Origin of the sequence: Mesorhizobium sp. M2A.F.Ca.ET.067.02.1.1 (assembly GCF_004023285.1) — a bacterium.
In the GTDB taxonomy this organism is placed as follows: domain Bacteria; phylum Pseudomonadota; class Alphaproteobacteria; order Rhizobiales; family Rhizobiaceae; genus Mesorhizobium.
Window position 1 is genome coordinate 1 of sequence record NZ_RZSB01001221.1, and the last position, 991, is coordinate 991.

Annotated in this window: 2 protein-coding genes; both read right to left on the bottom strand. The window is 66.8% G+C overall.

What is annotated here, in order from left to right:
* Positions 1-738 (bottom strand): hypothetical protein (locus tag EOA28_RS36890; RefSeq protein WP_128315899.1); only part of this gene is annotated, 738 nt, incomplete at its 3' end.
* Positions 739-811: 73 nt separating this feature from the next.
* A partial coding sequence (locus EOA28_RS39360) for a hypothetical protein (protein WP_210214996.1) occupies positions 812-991 on the bottom strand: 180 nt, incomplete at its 5' end.

Below are 991 nucleotides of genomic sequence, written 5' to 3' on the forward strand. Positions count from 1 at the left end.
GTCGCCGACGCCGAAGACGCCAACGATGGCGCCACCCGCCGTGAACACACCGTAGGTGCCGGCGATCACGGTACCGGGATCGACATCCTGGTCGGGGATGTTGACCGCATACGTGCCTACGCCGCCCGGGGTGCCGGTGAGCTGCTGCACGATCTTGGTGCCGTTGACGACATCGGTGCCCGAGATGGTGGTGCCGGAAACAATCGTGCCCGCGTTGACCGCTGTGACCGTCAGCACATTGCCGACGATGGAGCCCACGAAGCCGCTGGTCGCAGCCGCGATGGAGCCGGCCGAAGTGGTCGCGCCGTTAGGCGTGCCGGTCGGAGCGGCGGTCGCAGTGCCGTCGGCATAGTTGGCGTAGACCTTCTGGCCGACCAAGGCGGGGGTCGCGCCGGCGTTCTTCACCCAGAAATCGCCGCCATCGAAAAGGGTGATGGGGAACCCGGCCGGAACCAGCATGGTCGATTCCTGCAGATACTGCTCGATCAGGCCCTGCTGCTCGCGATGGACAAAGCCTGCGACGGGGCCGGTGCCGAAGGTGTTGACCACCGCCGGCGCGTTGTCGCTGTCGACCTGGGCAGAGCTCAGCCAGGCGAAGCGGCCGACGATGGCGCCGAACACACCGCACACCAGCGCGCCAGCGGCGGCCAGGACGGTGATGCGGGGATTGGTGGAAGCGAAGTCGCCCTCAACAGCCGGGGCGGGATTGTAGGCGGCCTGCGTCTGAAAGCCAGACATGGGCGATTCTCCTCATGAAAAGAGCCGGCTCACTGGCCGGCTCGAAGGGGTTTCAGGAATTCAGCCGCTCGACTTAGAGCGACTGAACGATGTGGGTCTTGGTGACCGGGAACATCTCGTGGAACGAGCTGACGCCGGCCGCGTCCATGGCGACGGAAGGCCTCTGAACCGGAGCGCCGCCGGGCAGCGGCTGCGCCTTGAGGATGGCGGGCAGCGCCGACGGGTGAACGCCGTCGACGTTGACGCCAAGCGA